Raw genomic sequence first — 26,272 nt, 5'->3', positions numbered from 1 at the left:
AGTTCGCCCACCCCCGTCGCAGGAGGACCCCGCCGTGACGCCGATCGACCCGGCCGGCCGCCCCACCCGCCCCGTACCGGCCACCTTCCTGGCCGGACCGCTCCCAGCCGAAGGACGCGCCGGCCACGAGCCCGAGGCGCGCCGGGCGACCGAGGAGGAGGGGGGCGCCGGCACCGGCCCGGAGCCCCCGGCAGCCACCCCGCCCACAGCCGGGGACCCCCGGGGAGCCGAGCGTCCGGCCCCCACCGGGGCGCTGCGGCTGCCCGAGGCGCCGCTGCCGCCCTCCGAGGTCGACCGGCTGGTCGGCGGGCAGCACCACGACCCGCACGCACTGCTCGGCGCGCACCCGGTGCACGGCGGCACCGCGATCCGGGTGCTGCGCCCGTTCGCCGAGCGCGTGGTCGTCGAGACCGCCCAGGGCCCGGCCGAACTCACCCACCAGCAGGGCGGGTTGTTCACCGGCCTGGTGGCCGGCGGCGAACCGCCGGAGTACACCCTGCTGGTGACCTACCCCGGCGGCGAACCGCTGCGCCAGCAGGACGGCTACCGCACCCCGCCCACCCTCGGTGAGCTCGACCTGCACCTGATCTCCGAGGGCCGGCACGAGCAGCTGTGGCGGGCGCTCGGCTCGCACGTGCGCACCGTCGGCGGCATTGCCGGCACCGCCTTCGCGGTCTGGGCTCCGAACGCCGTCGGGGTGCGGCTGATCGGCGACTTCAACCACTGGAACGGCACCGGGCACCCGATGCGCTCGCTCGGCTCCTCCGGGATCTGGGAGCTGTTCGTCCCCGGCCTGGCCGAGGGCGCCACCTACAAGTACGAGGTGCACACCCGGCAGGGCTGGGTGCTGGACAAGGCCGACCCACTGGCCCGGGCCGCCCAGTGCCCGCCCGGCACCGCCTCGGTGGTCACCTCCTCCGACTACGCGTGGCAGGACGGCGAGTGGATGGCCCGCCGGGCCCGCGCCGCGCACCACCGGGCGCCGATGTCGGTGTACGAGCTGCACCTGCCGTCCTGGCGCCCCGAGCTCACCACCTACCGCGCCATCGCCGAGGAACTGCCTCGCTACATCAAGGAGTTGAACTTCACCCACGTGGAGTTCATGCCGGTGATGGAGCACCCCTTCGGCGGCTCCTGGGGCTACCAGGTGTCCGGCTACTACGCTCCCACCGCCCGGCTCGGCGGCCCCGACGACTTCCGGTACCTGGTGGACGCCCTGCACCGGCACGGCATCGGCGTGATCGTCGACTGGGTGCCCGCGCACTTCCCCAAGGACGACTTCGCGCTCGCCCGCTTCGACGGCGAGCCGCTGTACGAGCCGGCCGACCCGCTGCGCGCCGAGCACCCGGACTGGGGGACGCTGGAGTTCGACTACGGCCGCAAGGAAGTGCGCAACTTCCTGGTCGCCAACGCGGTGTACTGGTGCGAGGAGTTCCACGTCGACGGCCTGCGGGTGGACGCCGTCGCCTCGATGCTCTACCTCGACTACTCCCGCGAGGACGGCGACTGGACGCCCAACCGGTTCGGCGGCCGGGAGAACCTGGACGCGGCCTCCTTCCTCCAGGAGATGAACGCCACCGTCTACCGGCGCTGCCCGGGCGTGGTGACCGTCGCCGAGGAGTCCACCGCCTGGGACGGGGTCACCCGCCCCACCCACGCAGGCGGTCTCGGCTTCGGACTCAAGTGGAACATGGGCTGGATGCACGACTCGCTGGTCTACATGTCCAAGGAGCCGGTGCACCGCAAGTACCACCACAACGAGATCACCTTCTCGATGGTGTACGCCTACTCCGAGAACTACGTCCTGCCGATCTCGCACGACGAGGTGGTGCACGGCAAGCAGTCGCTGGTCTCCAAGATGCCCGGCGACTGGTGGCAGCAGCGCGCCAACCACCGCGCCTACCTCGGCTTCATGTGGTCCCACCCGGGCAAGCAGCTGCTGTTCATGGGGCAGGAGTTCGCCCAGGGCGCGGAGTGGCACCACGAGCAGGGGCCGCAGTGGTGGGTGCTCGACGAGCAGTGGCCGGCCCACCGGGAACACCTCGGAGTGCGCCGGCTGGTCCGCGACCTCAACCGGCGCTACCTCGACACCCCGGCCCTGTGGGAGCTGGACACCGTCCCGGAGGGCTTCCGCTGGCTCGACGGCGGCGCCGCCGAGGACAACCTGCTCTCCTTCGTCCGGTACGCGGCCGACGGCTCGCCGCTGGTCGCGGTCTGCAACTTCTCGCCGGTCGTCCGGCACGGCCACCGGGTCGGCCTGCCGCGGCTGGCCGGTCGCGAGCAGCTGTGGGAGGAGGTGCTGAACACCGACGCCGCGGAGTACGGCGGCAGCGGCATCGGCAACTCCCGCCCGGTCAAGGCCGAGCCGGTGGAGTGGGACGGCCAGCCCCGCTCCGCCGAACTGGTCCTCCCCCCTCTCGCCACCGTCTGGCTCCGCCCGGCCTGACGCCCGCCCCCGTCCGCCCGCCCGCCACCACGGGCGGGCGGTCACTCGGGAGCCGTGACCGGGAATCCGAGCTCCTCGGCCGCCCTGGCGAGCTCGCGGTCGTAGGTGACGAAGTCGGTGAGCTCAGCGCGGAACGGCTCCGCACCGGCCAGGCGGAGCGCATCCAGCGATCCCAGCCGCGGTGTGCGGCAGGAGAGCGCCCGGGCGAGCACCGCGCTGCTGAGGTCGACCTGGTAGACGCCCCGAAGCGCCTGGTCGGCGTGGTAGGGGACGAGCTGGTGCGACAGCCCCGCGCGGAGCAGCGTGCGGGTGATCTCCAGCCGGGCCGGCTCGCCGGCGATCAGTTCAAATCCCGAGTCCAGGACCTTGTCCCCTGGCCTCAGGACGGCCACTCTGCTCGCCGACGACCGTTCGGGGTGCGAAGGTATGGTCGATATGACCACCTTCCGAGACGACGGGACGGAGACATCCGCGTGGCGCGCAGCGTGTACGTGACCGGGATCGACCGGGGAGACGGCCGGCAGGCGGTCGAACTCGGGGTCATGGAACTGCTCACCCGCCAGGTGGACCGGGTGGGGGTGTTCCGCCCGCTGGTGCACGCCTCCGCGCCCGGGCAGCCGGGCTCGGACCACGTGGTCGAGCTGCTGCGCGGCCGCTACCGGATCGACCTGCCGGGCACCGAGCTGTACGGCCTCACCTACGAGGAGGCCGCCGCGCTCCAGGCCGCCCAGGGGCAGGACGAGCTGGTCTCCGCCCTGGTCGACCGCTTCCACGCGCTGGAGCGGCGCTGCCAGGCGGTGCTGGTGCTCGGCACCGACTTCGCCGACACCAGCATCCCGGACGAGCTGGCCTTCAACGCCCGCCTGGCCAACGAGTTCGGCGCCGCCGTGCTGCCGGTGGTCGGCGGGCACGGCGCGGACGCCGACACGGTGATCGCCGAGGTGCTGGGCGCCCACCGGGCGTACACCGACCTCGGCTGCGAGACCCTGGCGATGGTCGCCAACCGGGTCACCCCGGGCGCCGAGCAGCGGATCCGGCGCGCCCTCACCGAGAAGCTGCCGATCCCCGCCTACGTCATCCCGGAGGAGCCGGCGCTGGCCGCACCCACCGTCGCGCAGCTGGTCGAGGCGACCGGCGCCGAGGTGCTGATCGGGGACGCCGCCGGCCTCGCCCGGGACGTGCGCGGCTACGTCTTCGGTGGCGCCATGCTGCCCACCTTCCTGGACGCGCTGACCGAGGGCGCCCTGGTGGTCACCCCCGGGGACCGGGCCGACCTGGTGATCGGCTCGCTGGCCGCGCACGCCGCCGGCGCCCCGCCGATCGCCGGCGTGCTGCTGACGCTCGGCCAGCACCCCGGCCCCAACGTGATGGCGCTGGCCGCCCGCCTCGCCCCCGGCACCCCGGTCGCGGTCGTCCCCGAGGGCAGCTGGCCGACCGCCGCCCATCTGACCCACCTGGAGGGCAAGCTCACCGCGGCCAGCCCCCGGAAGGCCGAGATCGCCCTCGGCCTGTTCGAACTGCACGTCGACACCGCCGAGTTGACCAACCGGATCGAGGTCGGCCGGTCCGAGCGGGTCACCCCGATGATGTTCGAGCACGAGCTGCTGGAGCGCGCCCGGGGCGCCCGCCGGCACGTCGTGCTGCCGGAGGGCGCCGAGGAGCGGGTGCTGCGCGCCGCCGAGATCCTGCTGCGCCGCAACATCTGCGACCTCACCCTGCTCGGCGACGTGGACGCCGTCCGCCGCAAGGCCGCGAGCCTGAGCATCGCCCTCCCCGACGCGGACCCGGCCGCCGACCGCGCCCAGGTGCGGATCGTCGACCCGGCCACCAGCCCGCTGCGCCGCCAGTTCGCCGAGCTGTACGCCAAGCTGCGCGCCCACAAGGGGATGACCGTCGAGCTGGCCCTGGACGTGGTCACCGACGTCTCGTACTTCGGCACCCTGATGGTCCAGGAGGGCATCGCCGACGGCATGGTCTCCGGCGCGGTGCACTCCACCGCCGCCACCATCCGGCCCGCCTTCGAGGTGATCAAGACCTCGCCGGGCGCCTCGATCGTCTCCTCGGTCTTCTTCATGTGCCTGGCCGACAAGGTGCTGGTGTACGGCGACTGCGCGGTCAACCCCGACCCGGACGCCCAGCAGCTGGCCGACATCGCCATCCAGTCGGCCGCCACCGCCGCCCAGTTCGGGGTGGAGCCGCGGGTCGCGATGCTCTCGTACTCGACCGGCACCTCCGGCTCCGGCGCGGACGTCGACAAGGTCCGCAAGGCCACCGAGCTGGTCCGCGAGCTGCGGCCGGACATCCTGGTCGAGGGCCCGATCCAGTACGACGCGGCGGTGGACGCCCACGTCGCGGCCACCAAGCTGCCGGGCTCCCCGGTCGCCGGGCGGGCCACCGTGCTGATCTTCCCGGACCTCAACACCGGCAACAACACCTACAAGGCGGTCCAGCGCTCGGCCGGTGCGGTCGCGGTCGGCCCGGTGCTCCAGGGGCTGCGCAAGCCCGTCAACGACCTCTCCCGGGGGGCGCTGGTGCAGGACATCGTCAACACCGTGGCGATCACCGCCATCCAGTCCCAGGACCACAAGGAGCCGCAGGCATGAGTGAAGGCACGCGCGTTCTCGTCCTGAACGCCGGCTCCTCGTCGGTGAAGTACCGGCTGGTCGACATGCTGGACGGGGCCAGGCTGGCCTCCGGGCTGGCCGAGCGGATCGGCGAGGCCGGCGGGCGGCTGGTGCACACCCCGCGCACCGGCGAGCCGCGCGAGACCGTCCAGGTCTTCCCGGACCACGCCGCCGCGCTCAAGGCCGTCGCCGAGGAGCTGTCCGCCGACGGCCTCGGGCTGGACTCCCCCGAGCTGGCCGCGATCGGCCACCGGGTGGTGCACGGCGGCCTGCGCTTCACCGAGCCCACGGTGATCACCGACGACGTGCTCAAGGAGATCCGCCGGCTGATCCCGGTCGCCCCGCTGCACAACCCGGCGAACATCACCGGCATCGAGGTGGCCCGCGCGCTGCGCCCCGACCTCCCCCAGGTGGCCGTCTTCGACACCGCCTTCCACGCCTCGATGCCCGAGTACTCGGCCCGGTACGCCATCGACAGGGCCGTCGCCGACGAGCACCGGGTGCGCCGCTACGGCTTCCACGGCACCTCGCACCAGTACGTCTCGCGGGCCACCGCCCGGCTGCTCGGCAAGGACCCGGCCGAGGTCAACGTGATCGTGCTGCACCTGGGCAACGGCGCCTCCGCCTCGGCGGTCGCCGGCGGCCGCTGCATGGACACCTCGATGGGCCTGACCCCGCTGGAGGGCCTGGTCATGGGCACCCGTTCGGGCGACATCGACGCCGGCGTGGTGTTCCACCTGCACCGGGTCGGCGGGCTGTCCGTGGACGAGATCGACGACCTGCTCAACCGCCGCAGCGGCCTGCGCGGGCTGTGCGGCGAGAACGACATGCGCGAGATCATGCGCCGGGCCGACGAGGGGGACGCGGACGCGAAGCTGGCGTTCGACTCGTACGTCCACCGGCTGCGCAAGTACATCGGCGGCTACTACGCGGTACTGGGCCGGGTGGACGCGATCGCGTTCACCGCGGGCGTCGGGGAGAACGCGGCGCCGGTGCGCGCGGCGGCCCTCGCGGGACTGGAGGAACTGGGCATCGCCGTCGACCCGGAGCTGAACTCGGTGCGGTCCGGCAAGGCCCGGATCATCTCCCCCGGGTACGCCCGGGTGGCGGTCGCCGTGGTGCCCACCGACGAGGAGCTGGAGATCGCCCGACAGGCCTTCGCACTGGTGCACCGGGAACGCCGGGAGTCCGAGGACTGACACAGAACCGTCTCACTCCTCGGAAGCATTCGTCGGCGATTCCTCCCGGTGCATACCGAATGCACCTATAACACGAACGGATAGACTGATCCATATGCGCCGAGCGAAAATTGTCTGCACCCTGGGTCCGGCGACGGACTCCTACGAACAGCTGAAGGCCATCGTCGAGGCGGGCATGAACGTCGCCCGACTGAACATGAGCCACGGCAACCACGCGGACCACGAGGAGCGGTACCGCAAGGTCCGCCAGGTCTCGGAGGACACCGGCAAGGCCATCGGCGTCCTGGCCGACCTCCAGGGTCCCAAGATCCGTCTGGCGACCTTCGCCAACGGCCCGGTGACCGTCGACAACGGCGACGAGTTCACCATCACCACCGAGGACGTCCCCGGTGACCAGCACATCTGCGGCACCACCTACAAGGGCCTGCCCGGCGACGTGAAGCCCGGCGACCCGATCCTGATCAACGACGGCGTCATCGCCCTGGAGGTCGTCAGCGTCGACGGCCCGCGGGTGAGGACCGTGGTGGTCGAGGGCGGCGTGCTCTCGAACAACAAGGGCATCAACCTGCCCGGCGCGGCCGTGAACGTGCCCGCCCTGTCCGAGAAGGACAAGGACGACCTGCGCTTCGCGCTGCGCCTGGGCGTCGACATGATCGCCCTGTCCTTCGTCCGCAACGCGGACGACATCAAGGACGTCCACGAGGTCATGGACGAGGTCGGCATCCGGGTGCCGGTCATCGCCAAGATCGAGAAGCCGCAGGCCGTCGAGGCCATGGAGGAGATCGTCCTCGCCTTCGACGCCATCATGGTCGCCCGCGGCGACCTCGCCGTGGAGTACCCCCTGGAGCGGGTGCCGCTGGTCCAGAAGCAGCTGATCACGCTGGCCCGCCGCAACGCCAAGCCGGTCATCGTCGCCACCCAGATGATGGAGTCGATGATCCACGCCTCGCGCCCGACCCGCGCCGAGGTCTCCGACGTCGCCAACGCCATCCTGGACGGCGCCGACGCGGTCATGCTGTCCGCCGAGTCCAGCGTCGGCAAGTATCCGGTCGAGACCGTCCGCACCATGAGCCGGATCTGCGAGAAGGCCGAGGAGGAGCTGGTCTCCCAGGGCCTGCAGCCGCTCAACCCGGGCCGCAAGCCGCGCACCCAGGGCGGCTCGGTCGCCCGCGCCGCGTGCGAGCTGGGCGACTTCCTGGACGGCAAGGCACTGGTCGCCTTCACCAAGTCGGGTGACACCGCCCGCCGGCTGTCCCGCTACCGCTCGCCGATCCCGGTGATCGCCTTCACCCCGGACACCGCCACCCGCAACCAGCTCTCGCTGAGCTGGGGCGTCGAGGCGTACGTGACCGAGCAGGTGGCCACCACGGACGCGATGGTCGCGCAGGTCGACCGGGAGCTGCTGAAGCTGGGCCGGCTCGGCGAGGGCGACACCGTCATCGTCACCGCCGGTGTCCCGGTCGGCGTCCCCGGCACCACCAACATGGTGCAGGTGCACCACCTGGGCACCCCTGGCGAGTGAGCACCCGTCACGTCCGAACGCCCGTGGGGCGGTCCTCCTCCGGGAGGGCCGCCCCACGGGCGTGACGGCGCGGGCTGCTCGTCGCCGCTCCTATGTGTCGCTGTAGGGGGCGTTGTCGTTGAACATGTGCATCCCGGGGATGCGCAGGGTGCCGCCGAACTGACCGGCCTGCTTGGCGGTGACGCCGGTCAGCTCCAGGTCCAGCGGGATCGGGATGGCGCCGATCAGGTCGTACAGCCAGCGCGGCAGGGTGTCCGGGGTGAGGGTGATCTCGCCCAGGTCGATCAGGATCGGCAGGCCGAGCACCTTGGAGAGGTGGCCCGACAGCCGCTCCACGTACATGGTGACCGGGCCCTGGCGCATGGTCGAGGTGGAACCCGGGGCGCCCTGGACGTGGAAGGTCACGCCGTTGCCCTCCAGGGTGGACATGTCGAGGTTGTCGATGTCCACGCTGTCGACCACGAACTTCAGGACGCGCTTGCTGCCGGTCGGGGTCTTCACGTCGTAGACGCCGTGGAAGGCCGCGCCGTGCAGGGCGAGCCGGCTGGTCTTCAGGGTCCAGTTCTGCTCCGGGACGACGTGCCCGGGGGCGGGCGCGCCGGCGGTCAGGCCCCGGGCGTCCACATCGCAGTTGGGGTTCTCGGTGGGCGTCGCGGACGGGGTGCCGGAGGCGCCCGCGGTGGGCGTCGCCGAGGCGTCCGCGGAGGACTTCGCCGAGGGGGTCGGCTTCGCGCTCGCCTTGCCGTCCGGTGTGGTGGTGGGCGAGGGTTCGCCGGTGGCGGGCTGGGTCGCGGGCGGCGCGGCCTCCCGGGCGGCGGCGGCCGGGGCCTGCGGCTGGGCGGGCTGCGCCGGAGCGTCCGTGTGCGGGGCGGGGGCGGCCGGGCTGCCGGGTGCCGAGGGGGTGGTCGTCGGGGCGCCGGTCGGGCTCGGGCTCGGCGAGCCGTCCGGGTTGAACAGCCGGCTGATGCCGCCGACGAGGTCGTCGACCAGCCCGCCCGGGGCTGCCGTACCGGCACCGCTGCCGGCGGGCTGCTGGGCGGCGGGCTGGGAGGTCGTCCCGGCGGCCGACGGCTTGACCGGCGAGGTGGGCTGCTGGGCGGGCGCGGTGGGCACCTGGGTCGGCACCGAACCCGGGTCGGTCGACGGGCCGGCCGAGGGCGCCGTGGTCGGGGCCGAGCTCGGTGCGCCGGACGGGCCCGACGGCGGCTCGGGCAGCTCGCTCTTGGGCACCGGCGTCTCGATCGGCGCGACGTCCGGCACGACGGCCGGCGCGTTGCCGCAGGGCTTGCCCGCCGCGGACTCGGCGACCGCCGGGTTGGGCGTGTAGGCGGCGGCCATCAGCAGCGCGGTCGGCACCGCCGCCATCGCCAGCGCCCGGCCTCTCAGCCGGACCCGTACGGGCGTGCGCGGGGCCGCGTGCCGGCCGGAGCGCTGCGCGGGAACGGTCGTACCGTCGGCTTGCTCGGCCGGCCCGGTCACCGCGCCTCCTCCTGGTCCATGGCGCCGGCCTGCTTCGGGACGGCGGCTTCGGCGACGGGTCCGGCGGCCTGCGGCGCGCCCTGGGCGGGCAGTTCGGCGGTGACCTCGGTGGCACTCTCGGCGGCGACACTCTGCGCCACGGCGTCCCCGGCGTCCTTGCCGGCGTCGGCCCGGCGTCGGCGCCCGCCCTTGGCCGCCGGCGCGGCCTGCGGCTCCGGCAGCGGCGCCCAGGAGACCAGCAGCCCTCCGCCGATCAGGCCGGGCAGCAGGGCCAGGCCGAAACCGGCCAGGTTGGACATCGGGATCGAGACCAGCGTCAGCAGGATGGTCGCGATGCCGGCGAAGACCCTGACGGCCTGCTGGAACCACCCGGCTATGCCGAGGGCGATCAGCAGGACGCCGATGAGCAGCGAGCCGGCACCCGCCGTGGTCGACATCGCGATGGTCACGCTGCCGAGCGCCAGGTGCGCGTACGGGAAGTAGAGGATCGGGACGCCGGCGATCATGGCCAGCAGGCCGCCCCAGAAGGGCCTGGTGCGACGGAACGTGCGGAAGCCCCGCCAGAACGACCCGATCGGGTTCTGGCGGCCGGTCCGGGTTTCGACCGTTGCGCTGGACATGGTGCAGCTCCTCGGCATCGCTACGAGGGGAAAACGACTGGCGTGAGGCCGGGAACGGCGGAACCCGCCGCCCCCGGCCCGCGAAAGACCCGTCTGCCGGGCGTGCCTGTCGGCACGCCGTCAGGCAGGGATCAGTAGCACTCCTTGCCCGGGCCGTCGCCGCTCTTGAGCGACAGGTTCAGACCGTTGAGCACGAACTTTCCGGCCGAGGTGGCACGGGCCGTCTGCTCGACGTTGTCCAGCGAGGCCTTCTTGGCGGCCTGGGCGAAGCCGGTGGGACCGGTCGGCAGGCCCTTGCCACCGCCCGCGGCGGAGACACCCGGGTGGGGCGCCCAGCCCTGGGTCGCCGTGCCGGGAAGGGTGGAGGCGTCCTGGCCGATGTTGATCTGCTCGAAGGTCGCGTCGGCCTTCAGTGCCTCCATGTCGATCAGCAGGTTCTCGGCGTGCACCGGCGTGCCGTTGCCACCGGCGTTCAGCTGGAGGGTGATCTTGCCCAGGCCGAACCCGGTCAGGTCGGTCACCACGGACTGGCACATGTTGGTGATGTCGGCCGAGTCGAACGCCGAGACGGCGACCGGGTGCGGCGCGCCGCTGGCCTCGATGTCGACGGTGCCGAACTGCGAGAAGTTCTTGCCCTCCAGGTGGGAGGCCTTCACCTTGAACTGCTGGCCGGAAATGCTGAACGAAGCGGCGAGCGCGCTGTTGGCGATCGAGACGCCGACCATCGCGGTGGCGGCGACACTCGGCACCATCACCAGTGCGAAGCGCTTCCAGCGGGTCTTGCCGTAGGTCTTGGACATGCGAGTCCTCCTTCTAGGACGTACATCTCCGGCTCCCCGGCGGTGCGTCCCGCACCGGTGGGGGCCTGGGATGGGAGAGAGCTACGTCCTCGGTAGCGGAGAGCGCCTTGGGCGTCGTCGGACGCGGGAACGGCCTGCGTGCAGCGGGCCTCCCGTCCAAGCACCGGCCGTCCTTGCGGGGCGGCGGGCAGGACCGACGACATCGGCGATCACCCCCGAGCGACAACCAGCGACCGCGCAGGGCCGCGCGGCCGGTAGAAGGACAGGAACCGCCGTGGGACCGCGGATACCCCCCTGCCCTCCCTCCCGCCGGCCGGAGCCGGCGGATCGCCCGGTGGGGATCCCGCGCTCCGCGTGGCCGACCGGGGTCGGCGGGTGTGGAGCCCGGGACCGGGCGTGGCCGATCGTGCTTGAATCCCGGGCGAAGCACAAGAGGTGCCTTACTGACGGGTAATGCAACATCCGGTGACGTTGATCATGGAATCGACCCGAGCTGCACCGTGCGTGACGCCTTGAAGGAAACGTGACGGCGAAATCCGCCGGAAACACCAGCGAAACACCCGTGGGTGGTCACACGATGTGACCACCCACGGGTGAAATCAAGATTTGGTAAACCTCTGTCCGGTTGACCGGATTGTCGCCAAATCACCCGGCGACACCGCAGGTCATCCGCCGTGCCAGGCGTCGAGCCCGAGAACCGGCGCGGAGCCGGGCCGGAACCCGGCCGGGCCCGGGCTCAGAACAGCACGCGCGCCAGCGCCGTACGGGCCGCGACGACCCGCGGGTCCTCCGGGCCGATCACCTCGAACAGCTCCAGCAGGCGCAGCCGGGCGGTGTCCCGGTCCTCGCCGGCCGTCCGCCCGACGGTGGTCACCAGGCGCCCGAAGGCGTCCTCGACGTGACCGCCGACCAGGTCCAGGTCGGCCGCCCTGAGCTGGGCCTCGACGTCCTTCGGGTCGGCCGCGGCCGCCGCCCGGACGGCCTGGAGGTCCAGGCCCTCGACCCGCTTCAGCAGCTCGGCCTGCGCCAGGCCCAGCTTGGCCTCGGTGTTGCCCGGCTGCTCGGCCAGCACGTTCCTGTACGCCTGGATGGCGCCACCCAGGTCGCCGGCGTCCAGCGCGTCGTGCGCGGCGGACAGCGCCGGGTCCTCGGGGCGCTGCGGGGCGGCGGCCGCGGCCTCGCCCGGGGCGACCGCCCCGCCGACCACGCCGAAGCGCTGCTCGGCGACCAGGATCAGCTGGTCCAGGATCTTGCGGATGTTGGCGGCGCTCTCCGCCCCCTGGAACAGCGGCACCAGCTGGCCGGCCACCACGGCCATCACGGCCGGGATGCCCTGGATGCCGAACTGCTGGGAGAGCAGCGGGTTGGCGTCCACGTCGATCTTGGCGAGCACGAAGCGGCCGGCGTACTCCTCGACCAGGCCTTCCAGGACCGGGCTCAGCTGCTTGCAGGGCCCGCACCACTCGGCCCAGAAGTCGATGACGACCGGCACCTCGGTGGAGCGCTGGACGACCTCGGTCTCGAAGGTGTCCTCGGTGACGTCGACGACGAGCTGGTGGTCGGACTGGGCGGGGGCGGCTCCGGCCGACTCGGCGGCGGCCGCCTGACGGGCCCGCTCGGCCCGGGCCTGCTCGGCCTTCTGGGCGGCTTCGCCGGCCGCCTTCACTGCGGCGAGGTCGACCGCGCCGCGCAGGGCGGAGCTGTTGAGACGCGAATTCCGTGGCTGCATGGCACCATCCTCCCCCGTCCGCACTGCTCCCGGGCACCAACCTCCGGAAAGTCGCCCCGCGCGGGCCGCGCGGCGCGGGTTCCCGGGCGCCGTGCCCCTCCCCCGGTAGCCTGGACCGTTCGGCGCGGATCCCCACCCGCGCCCGCGCTGCTCCCGTCCCACGGGATGCGGCGCCTGGTTGTCACTGCTTTCGCTACGAGCCGTAGCGTAACTGGAGCCGGTGCCCCGCCCGCAAGCCCAACCGGCGGTTCGGCGACGTGACCTGCCCCACTTTCCCGGACCGCCCCGCTCCCCGAACGGGCGAACAGTCGCTACCGTTACCAGCCCCACCCAAGTTACTTACCAGTACAGCGCAAGGAGGCCCGGTGCCGGCCGCCCAGCCCCCAGCGAGCCCGGAACGCACGGACCAGGCGTGCCCCGACCCGGCCGGCACGGCCCCGGAGCTCACGGGCACGGCCCCGGAACCGGCGGGCGCCGCCCGGGCCAAGGGCCGCCCGCGCAGCGCCGCCGCCGACCTCGCGATCCTCGACGCCACCCGCGAGGCGCTGGCCGAACTCGGCTGGGGCGGACTGACCATGGGCCACGTGGCGAGCCGCGCCGGGGTCGCCAAGACCACCCTCTACCGCCGCTGGCCGTCCAAGAACGAGCTCGTGGTGGACGCCGTCGCCAGCCTCTTCGACGAGCTGGTGATGCCCGACCTCGGCAGCCTGCGGGCCGACATCGAGGCCGTGGTGACCCAGCTCGCCGACCTGCTGGCCCGCCCGGAGACCCAGGCCGCGCTGCTCGCGCTGTTCGCCGAGGGCACCCGCGACCGGCAGCTGCGGCGCCGGATCCGCGAGTCCATCGTGGACCCGCAGAAACGGCTGGTCCGCCAGGGCCGGGCGGCCGCCCAGGCGCGCGGCGAGCTGGAGGCGGACACCGACAGCGCGTCGGCCCGCGAGGAGGTCGACATCATCTTCGACACCATCGCGGGCACCGTCGAGCACCGCGTCCTGGTGAGCGGCGAGCCGATCACCCCCGAGTGGACCCGCCGCTTCACCGACCTGCTGCTCGGACCGCTCTTCGCCGGCTGACCGCCATCGGCCGGGGCCCGGTCCCCGGCCGAGGACGCGGCGAAGCCGCCCGTACGGAAATCCCGTACGGGCGGCCTGCTCGGGTCAGCGGGTCAGCGGGTCAGCGGGTCAGAACGCCGCGTTCTCCTGGTACGTCCCCCACTCCTGGCGCAGCGCGTTGCAGATCTCGCCCAGCGTCGCCTCCGCACGCACCGCGTCCAGCATCGGCGGGATCATCGACTCGCCCGAGCGCGCCGCCGCCAGCATGGCGTCCAGCCCGGCCCGGACGGCCGCCTCGTCCCGGGCCGCCTTGCGCTCCCGCAGCACCCGGACCTGCTCGCGCTCGACCTCGTGGCTGACCCGCAGGATCTCCAGCTCCGGGGTGACGCTGCGCGGGTGGCAGTTGACGCCGACCACGCGCTTGTCGCCCTTCTCCACCGACTGCTGGTACTGGAAGGCCGCCTCGGCGATCTCCCCGGTGAACCAGCCCTCCTCGATGCCGCGCAGGATGCCGGAGGTGATCGGGCCGATCTCGTGGTCCTCGCGGCCCTTGTCCAGGATCCGCTGGAAGATCGCCTCGGCCTGCTGCTCGATCCGGTCGGTCAGCGCCTCGACGTACCAGGAACCGCCCAGCGGGTCGGCCACGTTGGCGACACCGGTCTCCTCCATCAGCACCTGCTGGGTGCGCAGGGCGATCTCGGCGGCCTGCTCGGAGGGCAGCGCCAGGGTCTCGTCCAGGGCGTTGGTGTGCAGCGAGTTGGTGCCGCCGAGCACCGCGGCCAGCGCCTCGACGGCGGTCCGGACCACGTTGTTGTACGGCTGCTGCGCGGTCAGCGAGACGCCGGCGGTCTGGGTGTGGAAGCGCAGCCACTGCGCCTTGTCGGTCTTGGCGCCGAAGCGCTCGCGCATCCAGCGGGCCCAGATCCGGCGTGCGGCGCGGAACTTGGCGATCTCCTCGAAGAAGTCCACGTGCGCGTCGAAGAAGAAGGACAGGCCGGGCGCGAAGACGTCCACGTCCAGGCCGCGGGACAGGCCCAGCTCGACGTAGCCGAAGCCGTCCGCGAGGGTGTACGCCAGCTCCTGCGCGGCCGTCGCCCCGGCCTCGCGGATGTGGTAGCCGGAGACCGACAGCGGCTTGTACGCGGGGATGCCCTCGGCGCAGTAGGCCATCAGGTCGCCGATCAGGCGCAGGTGCGGCTCCGGGGCGAAGAGCCACTCCTTCTGCGCGATGTACTCCTTGAAGATGTCCGTCTGCAGGGTGCCGTTGAGCACCGCCGGGTCCACGCCCTGGCGCTCGGCGGCGACCAGGTACATGCAGAAGATCGGCACGGCCGGGCCGCTGATCGTCATCGAGGTGGTGACCTCGCCGAGCGGGATGCCCTTGAACAGCACCTCCATGTCGGCGGCCGAGTCGATGGCCACGCCGCAGTGGCCGACCTCGCCGAGCGACTTCGGGTCGTCCGAGTCGTAGCCCATCAGGGTGGGCATGTCGAAGGCGACCGAGAGGCCGCCGCCGCCCGCGTCCAGGATCATCCGGTAGCGCTCGTTGGTCTGCTGGGCGTTGCCGAAGCCGGCGAACTGGCGGATGGTCCAGGTGCGGCCCCGGTAGCCGGTCGGGTGCAGACCGCGGGTGTACGGGTACTCGCCCGGCCAGCCGATCCGCTCGAAGCCCTCCACGGCCTGCCCGGCGGGCGGGCCGTAGACCGGCTCGACCTCGTCACCGGAGAGGGTGCTGAAGTCCGCATCGCGCTTGCGGGCCTTGTCGTACCGCTGCTGCCAGCGCTGCCGTCCGCGCTCGATCTCCTCGGCGTCCATGGCCCCGAACTCCGCTCCGTACGGCCGCCACGACGACGGGCGGCACAGCTAGTAGGACGTCCTAACAATTTACTCGGACGTCCTAGTACTTGTCGACGGATGACTCGCGCGAATGCCGAGAGCGCCCCTCCCCAACCGGGGAGGGGCGCTCTCGCGAGGCTTCGGACTCAGACTCCGGCCGGCTGGCGGTCGCCGGCGCCCGCCGGGAGCTTCTCGGCGGCCTCGCGGGCCACCTTGCGCTCGAAGACGAAGGAGAGGAAGGGGATGCAGCCCGCCGCCAGGGTGAGCACCAGCCGGCCCATCGGCCACTTCAGCTTCTGCCCGAGCATGAAGGTCACCACGAAGTACCCGATGTAGAGGTAGCCGTGCAGCATCGCGACGTACGTGGTCACGTCCTCGGCGGCGCCGAAGCCGTACTTCGCGACCATGAAGCCGCAGAACACCAGCAGTGCCACACCGGTCGCAATGGCCAGGCCCCGGTACCAACCCAGCAGGGGGGTCGCCTTCATACTCTTCCTCGCCTCGCTCGGCAGTATCGGCCGGTACGCCCGGATCCGCGCACCGCTCACACGAGGGTAGCCGCCTTCACGCCCTCTCCTTCGCAGCCCCCTCGGCCCCCTCGGTGAAGTCGCCGGCCGCGATCCGCAGCGGCCTGAGCAGATCGAACACCTGGCGGCACTGCTCGGCGTCGTACTCCTCCAGCCCGAACTCCATCGCCATCAGCTCCCGGGTCGCCTCCTCGACCACCTCGCGGCCGCGCCAGGTGATCGCCGCCAGCACGCCGCGGCCGTCCAGCGGGTTGGGCCTGCGGGCGACCAGACCGGCCCGCTCCAGGCGGTCGACGGTGTTGGTGACGCTGGTCGGGTGGACCATGAGCCGCTCGCCGATCTTGGAGAGCGAGAGCTCGCCGGTCCGACTGAAGGTCAGCAGCACCAGCGCCTCGTAACGGGCGAAGGTCAGCCCGTACGGCTTGAGCACCGCGTCCACCCGGGAGAGCAGGATCTGGTGGGCGCGCATGATCGAGGTGATCGCCGCCATCGAGGGGACTCCGCCCCAACGGCGGGTCCACAGCTCGTCGGCACGGGCGATCGGGTCGAAGTCGAGAGCGAGGGGCTTGGCCACCTCCTTACCGTACCGGCGGACGGGACGTGTGCTACCAGGCGTCCTGATGGTGGACAAGCGCAACACGTGGCGGGATCCCGCCAATCGGACGGCCAGGTCCATAGCAGGACATTGCGCCGGTGTGAACGTGCGGCAACGGACGTCCGGCGCACCGGGGTTGGCCCCGAATCGGCCCGGCGCCGCGCCACCAGGCCTCGGTTCGGACCGGAACCCCCTGCAAGCGTGGGCGATTCATCCCTTTTATCCGCTCGTTCACAATCCTTCGCCCTGGCGGGACTTGGCCAATTCATGAGCAAGACCTGTCATTTGATTTGCTCGATTGTCATGCTTTCGGCCAACCCCGTTCGGCAGCCACCACCCCCACCCACCGGTGGCGAAGCCGCTTCGACCGCACGGGGCCTGCACGTCAGCGCCCGTTCCGCCCCTCAGGTGCCGGCCCCGGCCCCCGGGACGCGGCGCGACCGCGCCCACCGCGGTTTCCCGGAAGGACTCGTTCGTGAAGCGAAAGCTCGCCGCAGTCGCCGTACTCTCCGCCACCGCCCTGCTCACCGGTGTCGTCCAGGTGAGCACCGTGGCCATGGCGGACCCCGCCCCGCACTCCCGGGCCGCGCAGCGCGCCGACCTGCTGGCCCTGGCCAACGGCCAGGCCGGCAAGATGGCGCACGCCCTGGCCCTGGGCGGCCAGGAGCAGCTGGTGGCCAAGGACGCCGCGGTGGACGCCGACGGCACCCGCCACCTGCGCTACGAGCGCACCTTCGCCGGCCTCCCGGTCCTGGGCGGCGACCTGGTGGTGCACCAGAAGGCCGACGGCTCGACCACCTCCGTGGACAAGGCCACCGGCGCGGCCATCGCCCTGCCGAGCCTCACCCCGCAGATCCCCGCCGACAAGGCCGCCGCCCAGGCGACCGGCGCCGTGCAGTCCACCGTGGGCGTCGCCGCCGACGAGGACGAGTCCCCGCTGACCGCCGTGCACCAGACCGGCAAGGCCGAACTGGTCGTGTGGGCCACCGACGGCAACCCGCGCCTGGCGTACCGCACCACGGTCGAGGGCGTGCGCGCCGACGGCACCCCGAGCAGCCAGCTGCTGGTCACCGACGCGGCGAGCGGCCAGGTGCTCTCCAGCCACGAGCAGGTGCAGACCGCCTCCGGCAGCGGCAAGGGCGTCTTCGTCGGCACCGTCCCGCTGACCACCACCCAGAGCGGCAGCTCCTACCAGCTGAAGGACGCGACCCGCGGCGGGCAGTCGACCTACACCCTGAAGAACAAGACCTCCGGCTCCGGCACGCTGGTCGCCAACACCACCAACAGTTTCGGCAACGGCCTCGCCTCCAACGCCGAGTCCGCCGCGGTGGACGCCCAGTACGGCGCGGCGGCCACCTGGGACTTCTACAAGAACACCTTCGGCCGCAACGGCATCAAGAACGACGGCGTCGGCGCCACCAGCCGGGTCCACTACGGCTCCAACTACGTCAACGCCTTCTGGAGCGACAGCTGCTTCTGCATGACGTACGGCGACGGGGCCAGCAACACCCACCCGCTGACCGCGCTGGACGTGGCCGGCCACGAGATGACCCACGGCGTCACCTCCGCCACCGCCGGCCTCAACTACTCCGGCGAGTCCGGCGGCCTGAACGAGGCCACCTCGGACATCTTCGGCACCATGGTCGAGTGGTACGCCAACCTGCCCGCCGACAAGCCGGACTACCTGATCGGCGAGCAGATCAACATCAACGGCAACGGCACCCCGCTGCGCTACATGGACCAGCCGTCCAAGGACGGGCGCTCGGCCGACTACTGGTCCTCCTCGGTCGGCAACCTGGACGTCCACTACTCCTCCGGCGTGGCCAACCACTTCTTCTACCTGCTGGCCGAGGGCAGCGGCGCCAAGACCGTCAACGGCGTCAGCTACAACAGCCCGACCTACGACAACTCGACCCTGGCCGGCATCGGCCGGGACAAGGCGGCCGCGGTCTGGTACCGCGCGCTGACCACCTACTTCACCTCCACCACCAACTACGCCGCGGCCCGCACCGGCACCCTGAAGGCCGCCGCCGACCTGTACGGCGCGAGCAGCGCCGAGTACAGCGCCGTCGCCGCGACCTGGGCCGCCGTCAACGTCAACTGACGCACCGCACCGGCGCACGGGGCGCCCGGGACCTCCGGTGGGAGGTCCCGGGCGTCCGCCGTTCCGGACGGCTGTCAAGCCCGTCCGGCTGGCGGAGTCCCGCCAGGGGGACGAACCACCAAAACCGGGCAGCGGGCGGCACCCGAACCATCCGTACCGGGACTGGCGGTTCCCGGCCAATCCCCGGAGGCACCCTGTCCATCCCTGCCAACGGTTGTCATGCTTCTGACCACGTCCCGTCCGACCTCCGCCGCCCCACCCACTTCCGGCGGAACGTCAGGAACCGCACGGGACCGGCACGTCCGCGCCCTACCGCCCCAACGGCGCCAACCCCGGCGCCCCGGTACGCGGCGCACCCGCACGCACCCGCGGGTCTCGTGGAAGGAACCCCCGTACGTGAAGCGAAAGCTGACTGTCGGAGCCGTACTCTCCGCCACCGCCCTGCTGGCCGGCGTCATCCAGATCGCCGCCGCCCCCGCCCAGGCCGCCGCCCCCTCGCCGGCGCAGCAGCAGTCCGCGCTGCTCGCGCTGGCCTCCGGGCAGAGCGCCCCGGTCGCCCAGGCCCTCGCCCTCGGCGGCCAGGAGAAGCTGGTGCCCAAGGACGTGGTGGTGGACAAGGACGGCACCCGCCACCTTCGGTACGACCGGACCTACGCGGGCCTTCCGGTGATCGGCGGCGACCTGGTCGTCCACCAGAAGGCCGACGGCTCGGTGAAGTCCGTCGACCAGGCCTTCACCGGCCGGCTGTCGGTTCCCAGCCTGACGCCCGGCCTCGCCGCGCCCCAGGCCGCCGAGGCGGCCACCGCCGCGGTCCGGGCGACCGTGGGCATCGCCGCCGACGAGGACGAGGCGGCGCTCAGCCGGGTCGACGGCGCCGGCGCGCCCGAGCTGGTCGTCTGGGCTGCCGACGGCACCCCGCGGCTGGCCCACCGCACGGTGGTCGAGGGCCAGCGCACGGACGGCACCCCGAGCCGCCAGGAGGTGATCACCGACGCCGCCACCGGCCGGGTGCTCGCCACCGACGAGAAGGTGCAGACCGCGACCGGCACCGGCAAGGGCGTCAACGTCGGCACCGTCACGCTGACCACCACCCAGAGCGGCAGCTCCTACCAGCTGAAGGACGCCTCCCGGGGCAACCAGTCCACCACCGACCTCAAGGGCGGCACCTCGGGCAGCGGCACGCTGTTCAGCAACACCACCAACTCCTGGGGCAACGGCTCGCCCTCCAACCGCGAGTCCGCCGCCGTGGACGCCCAGTTCGGCGCGGCGGCCACCTGGGACTACTACAAGAACACCTTCGGCCGCAACGGCATCAAGAACAACGGCGTCGGTGCCGCGAGCCGGGTGCACTACAGCACCAACTACGTCAACGCGTTCTGGGACGACTCCTGCTTCTGCATGACGTACGGCGACGGCTCCGGCAACACCCACCCGCTGACCGCCATCGACGTCTCCGGCCACGAGATGAGCCACGGCGTCACCTCCGCCACCGCCGGCCTGATCTACTCCGGCGAGTCCGGCGGCCTGAACGAGGCCACCTCGGACATCTTCGGCACCATGGTCGAGTGGTCCGCCAACCTGCCGGCCGACCCGCCGGACTACCTGATCGGCGAGAAGCTCAACATCAACGGCAACGGCACCCCGCTGCGCTACATGGACAAGCCCTCCAAGGACGGCGCCTCGGCCGACTACTGGTCCTCCACCGTCGGCAACAAGGACGTCCACTACTCCTCGGGCGTCGCCAACCACTTCTTCTTCCTGCTCGCCGAGGGCAGCGGGTCGAAGGTCATCAACGGGGTCAGCTACAACAGCCCGACCTCCAACGGCTCGACGGTGACCGGCATCGGCCGGACCAAGGCGGCCGCGATCTGGTACCGCGCGCTGACCGTCTACATGACCTCCACCACCAACTACAAGGCCGCCCGCACCGCGACCCTGAAGGCGGCCACCGACCTGTACGGCGCGTCCAGCACCGAGTACAACACGGTCGCGGCGGCCTGGAGCGCGGTGAACGTCAACTAGCGCAGCGCCCACCGGCCGTCCCCGGCGCGAGCCGCCCCCGGGACCGGCCCGAGCCACCCCCGGTAAGAAACGGCGACAGGCTGCCGCGGCCCTTGGGAGAGGAGGCCGTGGCAGCCTGTCGACCGTCCACGATGAAGCCGGGGGTCAGGCGGTGGCGGGCTTCAGCTCGCCCCGCTCCTCGCGGGCGAGCAGCCGCTCGGCGAAGAAGCCGCCGGTGGGCACCACCGCGAGCACGAACAGCAGGATGCCGCGCTTGGCGTCCCACTTCTGCGTCTGCCAGGCCTGGATCCAGAAGACCACGTACAGGATGAACAGGATGCCGTGGACCATGCCCATCACCGGGACGGCGTCGAACGAGGTGGTCCGCTTCAGCACCGAGCAGATCAGCAGCAGGATGAAGGAGACCCCTTCGGGGCCGGAGACCAGGCGCAGGCGGTGGACGGCGCTGCTGTTCACGATGGATACCTCAATACGGGGGTCGGCGGCGCGGACGCACTTGTGAAGCGACTCACAAGCCTTCCGGCCCATTATCACCGAGCGCACGTCCGGGCCCCCGGCCGGGGGTGGCCGCCGTGCCCGCTCTCACAGCGCCCGCCCCGCCCTGTCACAGCTGTGTGCCGGAACGCCACCGAACGCGACCGACCGTCACCGGGAACCCCTATCCTGCTGCCCGCGCGCCCACCGAGCCGGGCGCCGACGCATCGCACACGGGGGGTACTCACCACATGTTCAAGCGCGACTGGGACCGCAGGACCTGCGCCAAGCGCGGGCACATCACCTACGCGCCGACGGAGCCCGAACTGTCCTCCCGGCTGCACGCCTCGACCGCCCTCGGCGACGCCTGGCGCTGCCTGCGCTGCGGCGACTTCGCCCTGGGCGCCCCGCACGGCTCCGGCCCGGCCGACGAGGCGCCGCTGGTGCCGCGCGGCAAGGCGCTGCGGGACCTGTTCATCCTGCGCTTCCTGGCCGTCGAGCGGGTGCTGCGCGGACTGCTGATCATCGTGTTCGCCTGGGCCGTGTGGAAGTTCTCCAACAGCCAGGACGCGGTGCACCGGATGTTCGACGAGAACCTCACGGTCTTCAGGCCGGTCACCGACCACTTCCACTGGGACCTCGAACACGCCCCGATCGTCGAGACGATCCGCAAGACCTTCGACTTCAAGAAGAGCACCCTGCTGATCGTCGCGGGCGCGCTGGTCGCCTACGCGGTGATCGAGATCGTCGAAGCGGTCGGGCTGTGGCTGAACAAGCGCTGGGCCGAGTACCTGACCGTGGTCGCCACCGCGGCCTTCCTGCCGCTGGAGGGCTACGAGCTGAGCCACCACGTCAGCGCGGTGAAGATCTGCACCCTGGTGCTGAACATCGCGGCGGTGCTCTGGATCATGCTCTCCAAGCGCCTGTTCGGGCTGCGCGGCGGTGTGGTGGCCTTCGAGGCGGAGCGCCACTCGGCCTCGCTGCTGGAGGTCGAACAGGCGGCCGGCACCGTTCCGCACCCCGGGCAGGGGGCGCACGCCCGGGCCTGACCGGCGCGTTTGTCCCAGGCCGGTACCAGTTGGCCCACGCACCCTCGCCGCGCCGCGGCCGCAGCCGCTAGATTGCGGCCGTGGCACAGTTCAGACTCCAGGGATCGCGCGTGCTCGCCGTCGAGTTGGGCGGGGACGCCGTCAAGGCGCGACACGGTTCGATGGTCGCCTACACCGGGCAGATGGCCTTCAAGAAGTTGACCGGCGGCGGGGACGGCCTGCGCGGCATGGTCACCCGCCGGCTGACCGGCGAGAAGATGACGGTCATGGAGGTGAAGGGGCAGGGCACCTGCTACTTCGCCGACAAGGCCACCGAGATCAGTCTGGTCCGGCTGAACGGCGAGACGCTGTACGTCGAGTCGGACAACCTGCTCTGCACCGAGTCCACCCTGCACACCGGCACCAGCTTCACCGGGCTGAACGGCATGTCCTCCGGCAACGGCCTGTTCACCACCAAGGTGGAGGGCCACGGCTGGGCGGCCGTCACCTCCAACGGTCCGGCCGTCATCCTGCGGGTCGACAAGAGCATGCCGCTGCGGGTGGACCCGGGCGCGTACGTGGCCCACACCGGCACCCTCCAGCGCAGCCTGAAGTCGGGCGCGGGCTGGACCACGGTGATCGGCGAGGGCGGCGGCGAGGCCGTCCAGATCGAGTTCACCGGCGATGGCCTGGTGTACGTCCAGCCCTCCGAGAAGGTCACCATCGGGGGTGACGTCTGATGGGCTTCACGAAGATCAACGGCAAGATGGTCGAGGCCCAGGTGGTGCCCGGGCAGCGGCTGTTCAGCCAGCGCGGCGCGATGCTCGCGTACAGCGGCGACGTGCGCTTCACGCCGAACATCACCGGCGGGCAGGGCGGCGTGATGTCGATGATCGGCCGCCGGGTGGCCAACGAGGACACCCCGCTGATGACCGTCGAGGGCCAGGGCCGGGTGATGTTCGGCCACGGCGGCCACCACGTCCACGTGATCGACCTGTTCGGCGACACCCTGTACGTCGAGGCGGACCGGCTGCTCGCCTTCGAGGGCACGCTGCGGCAGTCCACCATGTTCATGGGCTCGCAGGGCGGGGTGATGGGCATGGTCCGCGGCCAGGTCACCGGGCAGGGCCTGTTCACCACCAAGCTGGAGGGCCAGGGCTCGGTCGCGGTGATGGCCCACGGCGGCGTCTTCGAGCTGCCGATCGTCCCCGGCCAGCCGGTGCACGTCGACCCGCAGGCGTACGTGGCGCACCGCGGCGACGTCCGCAACAAGCTGTCCACGGCGCTGGGTTGGCGCGACATGATCGGCCGTGGCTCGGGCGAGGCGTTCCAGCTGGAACTGTCCGGGCAGGGCGCGGTGTACGTCCAGGCGAGCGAGGAGAAGCTCTGATGTCCTACCCGCCGCAGCCCCCGTACGGCTCGCCGCACAACCAGCCGACCCAGCCCGGCTTCGCGGTCCCGCCGCCCCCGCCGAACTACGGCCCGCAACATGGCTACCCGCAGCAGGGCGGCTACCCTCCGCCCCCGCCGGCCCACCAGCCCCCGCCGCCGCCCCCGCAGCAGCCGTACGGCCAGCAACAGCCTTACGCCCAGGAGCAGTTCGGCGGCCCGGTGGCCCCGCTTCCGACCGGTCACGGCGACACCGAGCCCGCGGTGTGGGACGTCCACAGCCTGCCGGCCGGCGACAACGTCAACCCGTACGCCTTCTCGGTCGACCTGAACGGCTCGTACTTCCTCCAGAAGGGCAAGATGGTCGCCTACTACGGCGACATCACCTTCAAGGGCGTCGGCGCCGGGGCGATCGACCGGATGCTCGGGCAGCACTTCAACTCGCCGATGCACGCGGCGGACTGGGTGGTCGCCGAGGGCCGCGGCAAGCTGCTGCTGGCCGACCGGGCGTTCGACCTCAACTCGTACGACCTGGACGAGGGCAACCTGACCGTCCGCTCCGGCAACCTGCTGGCCTTCGACCCGACGCTGCGGCTCAAGCAGTCGATCATCCCGGGCTTCCTGACCCTGATCGGCACCGGCCGCTTCGTCGCCGCCTCCAACGGGCCGGTGCACTTCGTCGAGCCGCCGATCCGGGTGGACCCGCAGGCGCTGGTCGGCTGGGCTGACTGCCCGGCGCCGTGCCACCACTACGACCACGACTACATGCACGGGCTGATCGGCGGCCTGCGCCGGCTGACCGGCTTCGGCGGCGCCTCCGGCGAGGAGCACCAGTTCGAGTTCATCGGCGCCGGCCAGGTGCTGCTGCAGTCGAGTGAAAAGCTGATGGCGGAGCGGTCGGTCGGCCAGGTCGGGGCGGAGGCGGGAGTGCCGGTCGGCGGGGTGCCGACCCAGCCGGGCGGGCACGGCGGCGGGAACCCGAACCTGCCGGGCCTCGGTAATCTGGGCGATCTCGGACGACGTTTCGGTCTGTAAACTGGTACAAGATTGAACTAAATCCGCTATGCTGGATGCCATGGATACGCACACGATCGACGCCGCGGACACCCCTCCGTCGCAGTCCGAGGAGGAGACTCCCTGGCTGACCGCCAGGGAGCAGCGGATGTGGCGCGCCCATCTGGAGGTCGCCAAGCTGCTGGAGTACCAGCTCAGCCGCGAACTCCAGCCGCACAACCTGGCGATCAACGACTACGAGATCCTGGTCGTGCTCTCCGAGGCCCCGGACCGCCGGATGCGGATGACCGACCTCGCGACCGCCACCCTCCAGTCGAAGAGCCGCCTCTCCCACCAGATCACCCGGATGGAGAACGCCGGCCTGGTCCTCCGCCAGGAGTGCCCGGGCGACCGCCGCGGCCTCTACGCCCACCTCACCGAGCACGGCTGGGAGACCATGCAGCGGGTCGCCCCGGACCACGTGCGCAGCGTCCGGGCCCACTTCATCGACCGCTTCACCCCGGAGCAGCTCGACGACATGTACCAGGCGCTCTCCCCCGTCGCCGAACACCTCCGAGGCCTCCGCGGCAAGCCGTAGGCCCCGGGTTCCGTCCCACGCCGCCCCGCCCCGATCCCGATCGCGGCGGGGCGGACCGCATTCCGGGGAGGACGGACGGGCCGCAGGAAGTCGGCCTGGCCGACTTCCTGCGCAGAGGTGCCGGTAAGGCCACCGCCACGTTGCGCTTCCCGGAAGGAGCGGGCGGGTGGGGCACCTGGTGTTCGGGCGGGCCCGTGTGCTTGCACGGGCCCGCCCACTGCCGTTGAACGTGCCGTCCTGGCTGCTGACCGGCCGAGGGGTGTCTCAGCTCGCGGTGAGGCCCGCGACGAGTTCGTCGGCCGCGCCGTAGGGGTCGAGGTCGCCGGCGGCGACGCGTTCGGCCAGTACGGCCAGGCGCCGGTCCCCGTGCAGGTCGCCGATCCGGGCGCGCAGCTCGGCCAGCGCGATCGCCTCGATCTCCTCGGCGGCCCGGCGGCGGCGCCGCGCGGCGAGCTCGCCGTGCTCCTCCAGCCAGGCGCGGTGCTTCTCCAGCGCCTCGACCACCTCGTCCACGCCCTCGCCGCGGGCCGCGACGGTCTTGACGATCGGCGGACGCCAGTCCCCCGCCTCCCGGGCCTCGCCGAGGCCCAGCATGTGGTTGAGCTCCCGCGCGGTGGCGTCGGCGCCGTCCCGGTCGGCCTTGTTGACCACGAAGACGTCGCCGATCTCCAGGATCCCGGCCTTGGCGGCCTGGATGCCGTCGCCCATCCCGGGGGCCAGCAGCACCACGGTGGTGTCGGCCTGGGCGGCGACCTCGACCTCGGACTGGCCCACCCCGACGGTCTCGACCAGGATCACCTCGCAGCCGGCCGCGTCCAGCACCCGCAGCGCCTGCGGCGCCGCCCAGGAGAGCCCGCCGAGGTGGCCGCGGGTGGCCATCGAGCGGATGAACACCTCCGGGTCGGTGGCGTGGTCCTGCATCCGGACCCGGTCGCCCAGCAGCGCGCCGCCGGAGAACGGCGAGGACGGGTCGACGGCCAGCACCCCGACCCGCTTGCCGAGCCGCCGGTAGGCGGAGACCAGCGCCGAGGTGGAGGTGGATTTGCCGACCCCGGGCGAGCCGGTCAGGCCCACCGTGTACGCCCGCCCGGTGTACGGCGCGAGCGTGGCCATCGCCTCCCGCAGCTGCGGCGCGGCGTTCTCGACCAGCGTGATCAGCCGGGCGACCGCCCGCGGCCGGCCCTCCCGGGCCTGCTCGACCAGCGTGGCGACATCGATCATCAGGAGCTCCTAGC

Annotated in this window: 22 protein-coding genes; 12 read left to right on the top strand and 10 right to left on the bottom strand. The window is 72.1% G+C overall.

Features of this window, described 5'->3' with window-relative positions; translation table 11 throughout:
• Positions 1-34: 34 nt before the first annotated feature.
• Positions 35-2,446 carry a 1,4-alpha-glucan branching protein GlgB gene (gene glgB / locus AB0O11_RS07400; protein WP_363382787.1) on the top strand — a complete coding sequence of 804 codons (2,412 nt, stop codon included), beginning with the start codon at positions 35-37 and terminating at the stop codon, positions 2,444-2,446.
• A gap of 41 nt (positions 2,447-2,487) precedes the next feature.
• On the opposite strand, the gene AB0O11_RS07395 is transcribed toward glgB, so the two are convergent.
• Positions 2,488-2,838, bottom strand: a complete 351-nt coding sequence (locus AB0O11_RS07395; protein ID WP_363382785.1) for a PIN domain-containing protein — start codon at positions 2,836-2,838, stop codon at positions 2,488-2,490.
• An 81-nt stretch (positions 2,839-2,919) separates the two neighbouring features.
• On the opposite strand from AB0O11_RS07395, the gene pta reads away from it, so the two are divergent.
• The 3 genes from pta to pyk all read left to right on the top strand — a co-directional run bounded on the left by pta (position 2,920) and on the right by pyk (position 7,791).
• The gene (gene pta, locus AB0O11_RS07390; protein ID WP_363382782.1) at positions 2,920-5,049 is read left to right on the top strand and encodes a phosphate acetyltransferase; all 2,130 of its coding nucleotides are present in this window, start codon (positions 2,920-2,922) and stop codon (positions 5,047-5,049) included.
• Complete coding sequence (locus AB0O11_RS07385; protein WP_363382780.1) at positions 5,046-6,269, top strand: acetate kinase; 1,224 nt, start codon at positions 5,046-5,048, stop codon at positions 6,267-6,269. The genes pta and AB0O11_RS07385 overlap by 4 nt, the downstream gene beginning before the upstream one ends.
• Before the next feature lie 94 nt (positions 6,270-6,363).
• Positions 6,364-7,791, top strand: a complete 1,428-nt coding sequence (gene pyk / locus AB0O11_RS07380) for a pyruvate kinase (protein WP_224281049.1) — start codon at positions 6,364-6,366, stop codon at positions 7,789-7,791.
• A 90-nt stretch (positions 7,792-7,881) separates the two neighbouring features.
• Here the strand turns inward: pyk and AB0O11_RS07375 are convergent, their stop codons facing one another.
• The 4 genes from AB0O11_RS07375 to AB0O11_RS07360 form a co-directional block, all read right to left on the bottom strand.
• Positions 7,882-9,270 carry a hypothetical protein gene (locus tag AB0O11_RS07375; RefSeq protein WP_363382777.1) on the bottom strand — a complete coding sequence of 463 codons (1,389 nt, stop codon included), beginning with the start codon at positions 9,268-9,270 and terminating at the stop codon, positions 7,882-7,884.
• A complete protein-coding gene (locus tag AB0O11_RS07370) occupies positions 9,267-9,890 on the bottom strand; it encodes a DUF6114 domain-containing protein (protein WP_363382775.1) in 624 nt (207 codons plus the stop codon). Before AB0O11_RS07370 ends, AB0O11_RS07375 begins: the two co-directional genes overlap by 4 nt.
• A gap of 131 nt (positions 9,891-10,021) precedes the next feature.
• On the bottom strand, positions 10,022-10,690 hold the full coding sequence (locus tag AB0O11_RS07365) for a DUF6230 family protein (RefSeq protein WP_363382773.1): 669 nt from the start codon (positions 10,688-10,690) through the stop codon (positions 10,022-10,024).
• A gap of 736 nt (positions 10,691-11,426) precedes the next feature.
• A complete protein-coding gene (locus AB0O11_RS07360; RefSeq protein WP_363382769.1) occupies positions 11,427-12,419 on the bottom strand; it encodes a tetratricopeptide repeat protein in 993 nt (330 codons plus the stop codon).
• 521 nt (positions 12,420-12,940) lie between these two features.
• Here AB0O11_RS07360 and AB0O11_RS07355 point away from each other — a divergent pair.
• Complete coding sequence (locus AB0O11_RS07355; RefSeq protein ID WP_363382998.1) at positions 12,941-13,492, top strand: TetR/AcrR family transcriptional regulator; 552 nt, start codon at positions 12,941-12,943, stop codon at positions 13,490-13,492.
• Between the two features lie 108 nt (positions 13,493-13,600).
• Here AB0O11_RS07355 and AB0O11_RS07350 read toward each other — a convergent pair whose 3' ends face one another.
• From AB0O11_RS07350 to AB0O11_RS07340, 3 genes are all read right to left on the bottom strand, one after another.
• Positions 13,601-15,286: a methylmalonyl-CoA mutase family protein gene (locus AB0O11_RS07350; protein ID WP_363382766.1), complete on the bottom strand. Its 1,686-nt coding sequence runs from the start codon at positions 15,284-15,286 to the stop codon at positions 13,601-13,603.
• Positions 15,287-15,453: 167 nt separating this feature from the next.
• Positions 15,454-15,795, bottom strand: coding sequence for a DUF3817 domain-containing protein (locus AB0O11_RS07345; RefSeq protein WP_363382763.1), 342 nt, complete (start codon positions 15,793-15,795; stop codon positions 15,454-15,456).
• Positions 15,796-15,871: 76 nt separating this feature from the next.
• The gene (locus AB0O11_RS07340; protein ID WP_363382761.1) at positions 15,872-16,408 is read right to left on the bottom strand and encodes a MarR family transcriptional regulator; all 537 of its coding nucleotides are present in this window, start codon (positions 16,406-16,408) and stop codon (positions 15,872-15,874) included.
• A 496-nt stretch (positions 16,409-16,904) separates the two neighbouring features.
• Between AB0O11_RS07340 and AB0O11_RS07335 the strand changes: the two genes are divergently transcribed.
• The gene (locus tag AB0O11_RS07335) at positions 16,905-18,533 is read left to right on the top strand and encodes a M4 family metallopeptidase (protein WP_363382758.1); all 1,629 of its coding nucleotides are present in this window, start codon (positions 16,905-16,907) and stop codon (positions 18,531-18,533) included.
• Positions 18,534-18,929: 396 nt separating this feature from the next.
• Positions 18,930-20,555: a M4 family metallopeptidase gene (locus AB0O11_RS07330; RefSeq protein WP_363382755.1), complete on the top strand. Its 1,626-nt coding sequence runs from the start codon at positions 18,930-18,932 to the stop codon at positions 20,553-20,555.
• Positions 20,556-20,699: 144 nt separating this feature from the next.
• On the opposite strand, the gene AB0O11_RS07325 is transcribed toward AB0O11_RS07330, so the two are convergent.
• Complete coding sequence (locus AB0O11_RS07325; protein WP_363382995.1) at positions 20,700-21,014, bottom strand: DUF3817 domain-containing protein; 315 nt, start codon at positions 21,012-21,014, stop codon at positions 20,700-20,702.
• A 266-nt stretch (positions 21,015-21,280) separates the two neighbouring features.
• Here AB0O11_RS07325 and AB0O11_RS07320 point away from each other — a divergent pair, with 266 nt between their 5' ends.
• From AB0O11_RS07320 to AB0O11_RS07300, 5 genes are all read left to right on the top strand, one after another.
• A complete protein-coding gene (locus tag AB0O11_RS07320) occupies positions 21,281-22,078 on the top strand; it encodes a DUF2127 domain-containing protein (protein WP_363382752.1) in 798 nt (265 codons plus the stop codon).
• A gap of 80 nt (positions 22,079-22,158) precedes the next feature.
• On the top strand, positions 22,159-22,797 hold the full coding sequence (locus AB0O11_RS07315) for an AIM24 family protein (protein WP_224281208.1): 639 nt from the start codon (positions 22,159-22,161) through the stop codon (positions 22,795-22,797).
• The gene (locus AB0O11_RS07310) at positions 22,797-23,447 is read left to right on the top strand and encodes an AIM24 family protein (RefSeq protein ID WP_363382749.1); all 651 of its coding nucleotides are present in this window, start codon (positions 22,797-22,799) and stop codon (positions 23,445-23,447) included. Before AB0O11_RS07315 ends, AB0O11_RS07310 begins: the two co-directional genes overlap by 1 nt.
• Before the next feature lie 221 nt (positions 23,448-23,668).
• Positions 23,669-24,481 (top strand): AIM24 family protein, encoded by an 813-nt coding sequence (locus AB0O11_RS07305; protein ID WP_363382992.1) that lies wholly within the window; start codon positions 23,669-23,671, stop codon positions 24,479-24,481.
• Positions 24,482-24,521: 40 nt separating this feature from the next.
• On the top strand, positions 24,522-25,037 hold the full coding sequence (locus tag AB0O11_RS07300) for a MarR family transcriptional regulator (RefSeq protein WP_363382747.1): 516 nt from the start codon (positions 24,522-24,524) through the stop codon (positions 25,035-25,037).
• 264 nt (positions 25,038-25,301) lie between these two features.
• Here the strand turns inward: AB0O11_RS07300 and meaB are convergent, their stop codons facing one another.
• On the bottom strand, positions 25,302-26,258 hold the full coding sequence (gene meaB, locus AB0O11_RS07295) for a methylmalonyl Co-A mutase-associated GTPase MeaB (protein WP_363382744.1): 957 nt from the start codon (positions 26,256-26,258) through the stop codon (positions 25,302-25,304).
• Between the last annotated feature and the right edge of the window lie 14 nt (positions 26,259-26,272).

The sequence above is a fragment of the Kitasatospora sp. NPDC093102 genome (assembly GCF_040683915.1).
Lineage (GTDB): Bacteria > Actinomycetota > Actinomycetes > Streptomycetales > Streptomycetaceae > Kitasatospora.
The sequence above is the reverse complement of the archived record's forward strand: the minus strand, read 5'-3'. Positions and strand labels throughout refer to the sequence as shown.

Excerpts from the sequence above, each read along its gene's own strand:
- AB0O11_RS07385 (WP_363382780.1), top strand. The coding sequence starts at position 5,046 with ATGAGTGAAGGCACGCGCGTTCTCGTCCTGAACGCCGGCTCCTCGTCG.
- pyk (WP_224281049.1), top strand. The coding sequence starts at position 6,364 with ATGCGCCGAGCGAAAATTGTCTGCACCCTGGGTCCGGCGACGGACTCC.
- AB0O11_RS07370 (WP_363382775.1), bottom strand. The coding sequence starts at position 9,890 with ATGTCCAGCGCAACGGTCGAAACCCGGACCGGCCGCCAGAACCCGATC.
- AB0O11_RS07365 (WP_363382773.1), bottom strand. The coding sequence starts at position 10,690 with ATGTCCAAGACCTACGGCAAGACCCGCTGGAAGCGCTTCGCACTGGTG.
- AB0O11_RS07360 (WP_363382769.1), bottom strand. The coding sequence starts at position 12,419 with ATGCAGCCACGGAATTCGCGTCTCAACAGCTCCGCCCTGCGCGGCGCG.
- AB0O11_RS07350 (WP_363382766.1), bottom strand. The coding sequence starts at position 15,286 with ATGGACGCCGAGGAGATCGAGCGCGGACGGCAGCGCTGGCAGCAGCGG.
- AB0O11_RS07345 (WP_363382763.1), bottom strand. The coding sequence starts at position 15,795 with ATGAAGGCGACCCCCCTGCTGGGTTGGTACCGGGGCCTGGCCATTGCG.
- AB0O11_RS07320 (WP_363382752.1), top strand. The coding sequence starts at position 21,281 with ATGTTCAAGCGCGACTGGGACCGCAGGACCTGCGCCAAGCGCGGGCAC.
- AB0O11_RS07310 (WP_363382749.1), top strand. The coding sequence starts at position 22,797 with ATGGGCTTCACGAAGATCAACGGCAAGATGGTCGAGGCCCAGGTGGTG.
- AB0O11_RS07300 (WP_363382747.1), top strand. The coding sequence starts at position 24,522 with ATGGATACGCACACGATCGACGCCGCGGACACCCCTCCGTCGCAGTCC.
- meaB (WP_363382744.1), bottom strand. The coding sequence starts at position 26,258 with ATGATCGATGTCGCCACGCTGGTCGAGCAGGCCCGGGAGGGCCGGCCG.